This window comes from Teichococcus wenyumeiae (assembly GCF_003696345.1).
GTDB lineage: Bacteria > Pseudomonadota > Alphaproteobacteria > Acetobacterales > Acetobacteraceae > Pseudoroseomonas > Pseudoroseomonas wenyumeiae.
Genome location: NZ_RFLX01000120.1, coordinates 1 through 2,759 on the forward strand (window position 1 = coordinate 1; position 2,759 = coordinate 2,759).

Genomic DNA, 2,759 nt, shown 5'->3' on the forward strand with positions numbered 1-2,759 from the left:
CCAACTGCGGGACCGGCTGTCCTTCATGCGCTTTGCGGGTCTTGGCCTGCATCAGGCGGTGCCGGATGCCAAGACGATCTGGCCCTACCGCGAACAGCTCAAGCAGGCCGGTGCCATCGAGGGGCTGTTCCGCCGCTTTGACGCGGTGCTGGCGGCCAAGGGCTTTCTGGCCATGGGTGGGCCGATCATTGATGCTACCCTGATCGCCGCACCGTGCCAGAAGCTCACCATTGAGGAGAAAGCCACCATCCGCAACGGCGGCACGCCGGAAGGCTGGTCCCGTGCCAAGCGGGCGCAGACGGATCGGGATGCCCGCTGGACGCTCAAGCGCGGCAGGACCAAGCCCAAACCAGAAGGCACGCAGCGCCGGCCCATCCAGATCGCGGTGCCCCTCTTCGGCTACAAGAGCCATATCGGCATCGACCAGCGGTACGGGCTGATCCGCCGCTGGGCCGTCACCGATGCCGCTCAGCATGACAGCCGCAGTTTTGTAGATCTGCTGGATCCCGAGAACACCGCCAGCCGCGTCTGGGCCGACACCGCCTACCGCACCAAGCGCAGTCTGGAGATCCTGGAGCGACGAGGGCTGAGTGAGCGCCTCCAGTTCCGCCGCCCACCGCGGCGCCAGCTCTCCGAACAGCAGGCGAAGGCCAGTGCATCACGCGCCCGGATCCGCTCCGGCATCGAACATGTTTTCGCTGCCCAGAAGCACCGCATGGCACTGTTCGTGCGCACCATCGGCTTGGCCCGGGCCCAGGTGAAGATCGGCATGGCCAACTTGGCGTACAACTCCACCCGTCTCGCCTGGCTCAGCACCCGAGCTGCGCCAGCCGGTCATGCCATCCCGTCAGCAAGGCCAGTTCACTGCCTCAGGTGCCTGTCAGGCCCGCTAGCACAGCGCAGCAACAGGTTCTTCGAGGTATCCGTGTGGTGCGGCGGAGTGTTGGCGGTTGCCAAGTCTGCCCTCTGGCTGCTCCCGCCAGGGATGCTGCGGGATCGCGCCTGCGCTGCCCGGTGGCCCAAGCCCGGACTGTCGAGGAGCGGCCGGGAAAGCTGGCGCCGGCCAGTCCCGCCATAACCGAACGGCGTTGTGGCACCCCTCGGCCCAGCGCTGCTCCAGAGTGGTACGGTGGCGATCCAGGATGCTGCCCCGCGGTATCCTGGGCCAGCTTGGAGCCGCCCCGGCCTGCAGCCAGTGGCGGAGCGTCTTGCGATCGGCGTTCAGCTGGCGGGACATGTCGCTCATCGAGGCGCCGGCCGCATGCATGTGGGCGGCTTCCTCGTAGCGCGCCTGCCGCCTCGCCCGTCCTGCCTCCTGGCGCTGCTGGGCCGCCGAGGGCTTGGCTTGGCGAGGAACAGCCACCGCCGCCTTGATGGCGCAGTCGGCCGCCACCTCTCGCCCAATCCGTCGGAGCATGGCGTGGTGCCGCTCCACCACCGCCTGGACGGCATCGCCGAGATTACGGAGCAGGTGCCAGCGGTCGGCGGCCTGCACGGCACCCGGCGCGCCCTGGCGAGCGCCATCCGCGTAGGTGCTGGCACGGTCGCGGGCGACGATCTCCACGCCTGGGTGCTGCCTCAGCCAGTGGCTCAGGGTCTCGGCCTGGCGATCTGGCAGGAGATCAAGCACCCGGTTGCGCTGTAGGTCGACGAGGATGCTGCCGTACCGGTGGCCGCGGCGCCAAGCCCAGTCATCGACCCCGAGAACACGTGGAGGCGGCCCGGGCTCTGGCGGCGGACTACTCCGACAGGCCATGCGGAGCAGCGTGTCAGCACTGACGGGAATGGCCAGCCTCGCCGCGAGCCGCGCGCCGGCCTCACCGCCCAGGGCGAGGCCGAGATGCCGCTGCAGATCGGCCGGCGGAAGGGTGCGACGTGCCCCACCTGCGGCGCCCTCTGCCAGGCGCTCGACAAAGGTCTGGCGCCGACACTCCCGATTGCGGCAGCGCAGGCGGCGCGCCTGGATCCGCAAGGTCGCCGGGCGGCCCTGCCAGGGCAGATCCTGCAATCGGTGGTCATACCGACTGTGCACCACCGCCGAGGGAGTGCCGCAGTCCGGGCAAGCCACTGCCCTGTTCCGCAACGCGACCACAATGACGAGGCCGCCCGGCGCCGGCAGGATCTGCCGGACCAGCAACCCCGCCGGGATCAGGGGCAGCAGACGCTTGAGCATGACAGGTCTCACAAGTGGGGCGACGGCGCCTCATCTGCGTCCCAGGCGCTGGGCCTACCACCCAGCAGCACGGGAAATGCGGGAGAACCAGTATTCACCCGGTGTCTACAAAGGTTGGCGGTTCCCACCGCTCAAGGCCTGGGGCATGCGCCTGATGCAGCGCATCGGGCCCAAGAAGGCGCGCATCGCTGTAGCCCGCAAGATCGCAATGATCCTGCGCCGCATCTGGATTGATGGCACTGAGTTCTGGTGGACGCGCGAGGAGACCAAGATGGTCTGACCCGGACCCACCTTCCAGGCTCCGCTCCGGCGGAGAGGCTGTTCCTGCCGGGACGGTGGGTGGAAGCGACCGCGCAGAGCCCGTTGGCCATTCAGGCGCACGCCGCCTGATCAGGCCGCCTCAAACATCGCGGCGCCCCATCCCTGACGCCCATTGTGGGGCGGATCAAACCGACCCCGGAGAGAACCATGACCCCGACAGTGGGCAGCATCCATTCGGCGCCTGACCTGGAAACCCCGATTAGATGGGGTGGGCGCCCCCTCTCGACGGCGAAGTCGTGCTGAGATTGGCACCTGACGCTCACCG

At 68.6% G+C, this 2,759-nt stretch carries 2 protein-coding genes and 1 pseudogene; 2 read left to right on the forward strand and 1 reads right to left on the reverse strand.

The window, feature by feature from the left end; translation table 11 throughout:
- Positions 1-1,078, forward strand: a 1,078-nt coding sequence (locus tag EBE87_RS28065; RefSeq protein ID WP_120641171.1) for an IS5 family transposase, incomplete at its 5' end; no start/stop codon positions are given.
- A 66-nt stretch (positions 1,079-1,144) separates the two neighbouring features.
- Here the strand turns inward: EBE87_RS28065 and EBE87_RS30660 are convergent.
- A pseudogene (locus EBE87_RS30660) lies at positions 1,145-2,173 on the reverse strand (ISL3 family transposase); the annotation flags it as partial.
- Between the two features lie 76 nt (positions 2,174-2,249).
- Here EBE87_RS30660 and EBE87_RS28075 point away from each other — a divergent pair.
- On the forward strand, positions 2,250-2,453 hold the full coding sequence (locus EBE87_RS28075; protein ID WP_120641173.1) for a hypothetical protein: 204 nt from the start codon (positions 2,250-2,252) through the stop codon (positions 2,451-2,453).
- Positions 2,454-2,759 lie beyond the last annotated feature (306 nt).

Excerpts from the sequence above, each read along its gene's own strand:
- EBE87_RS28075 (WP_120641173.1), top strand. The coding sequence starts at position 2,250 with ATGCGGGAGAACCAGTATTCACCCGGTGTCTACAAAGGTTGGCGGTTC.